General features: G+C 79.0%; 1 protein-coding gene. It reads left to right on the top strand.

Annotation, left to right across the window (positions count from 1 at the left end; genetic code table 11):
* Positions 1-882 (top strand): FHA domain-containing protein (locus B9S61_RS42105; RefSeq protein WP_258039558.1); only part of this gene is annotated, 882 nt, incomplete at both ends.

The raw sequence follows: 882 nt of genomic DNA, 5'->3' as shown, positions 1-882 counted from the left end.
CGAGACGCATCCCGAACTGGACGAGGCCCCGACCCGGCTGCACGTCGTCGCCGGTCCCGACGCGGGCGGCGTGCACCTGCTGCACGGCGGCGAGATCCGTATAGGCCGCTCCGCCGACGCCGACGTCCCGCTCGACGACCCGGACGTCTCCCGGCTGCACTGCGCGGTCACGGTCGCCGCCGACGGCCGCGTCTCGGTCGCCGACCTCGGCTCCACCAACGGCACGACCCTGGACGGCCGCCGCGTGGGCCCCCGTCCGGTCCGCCTGACCCCGGGCGCGCTGCTGCGCATCGGCGAGTCGGCGCTCCGCCTGACACCGGCGGCGGGACCGCACGCGCGGGCGGCGACGACACCGGACGGGGAGGGACACGTCCGGGTACCGGGGCCGCGTGCGGGCGAGGAGACCGGGGGCGGAACCTCCGGACGGCCCGGGGCGTCCGGGGACACCGGGGCCTCCGGCGGTGTCGCGGCCTCCGGCACCACAGGGTCCACCGACGGTCACGGGGCCACCCGCGGTACCGGGACCTCCGGGAACACCGGCTTCTCCCACGGTCCGGGGAACGCAGAGCCCACCGACGGTCGCCGGTGCCCGGGCGGCACCGGAACCTCCGGGAACACCGGCTTCCCCGGCGGCCCCGGGAACCCGGGAGCCTCCGACGGCCGCGGGCCTTCCCGCGGCACCGGGACCTCCGGGACCACCGGGGCCTCCGGAAGCGCCGGTTTCTCCGGCGGCACCGGGTCCTCGCGCGGCACCGGGTCCTCGCGCGGCACCGGGTCCTCGCGCGGCACCGGGGCACCCGAGAACACCGGAGCGCCCCGGGACCCCGGGGCCTCCGGAAGTGGCGGCATCGCCGAGGACGCCGGGGCAGCCGGAGCCTCCGG

Source organism: Streptomyces sp. SM1, assembly GCF_002910825.1.
GTDB classification, from domain to species: Bacteria; Actinomycetota; Actinomycetes; order Streptomycetales; family Streptomycetaceae; genus Streptomyces; species Streptomyces okerensis.
Note: the sequence above shows the minus strand (reverse complement) of the source record. Positions and strands in the feature narration are given on the sequence as shown.